The sequence below is a fragment of the Tritonibacter sp. SIMBA_163 genome, from assembly GCF_046535935.1.
GTDB lineage: Bacteria > Pseudomonadota > Alphaproteobacteria > Rhodobacterales > Rhodobacteraceae > Epibacterium > Epibacterium scottomollicae.
In genome coordinates, this window is the sequence record NZ_JAWJBP010000594.1 from 1 (window position 1) to 265 (window position 265).

Genomic DNA, 265 nt, shown 5'->3' on the forward strand with positions numbered 1-265 from the left:
GTGTTTCTCGAGCTGAAACTCGTAGACGAACGTCTTGCCAGGCGGAATATGCGGTTGCGTCAGACCGCCGACGCCGTCCATTCCGCACGGCAGCAGCATCCCGTGCCAGTGAACGGTCGTGTGTTCCGGCAGCTTGTTGGTCACGAAGATGCGGACCTTGTCGCCTTCCACGGCCTCGATGGTCGGGCCAGGCGCCTGGCCGTTGTAGCCCCACAGATTTGCCTTCATGCCCGGCGCCATTTCGCGCACGACCGGCTCGGGGATC

At 63.4% G+C, this 265-nt stretch carries 1 protein-coding gene; it reads right to left on the reverse strand.

The features are described from left to right. On the reverse strand, window positions 1-265 hold a 265-nt coding region (locus tag R0J92_RS23685), incomplete at both ends, for a multicopper oxidase domain-containing protein (protein ID WP_411053476.1).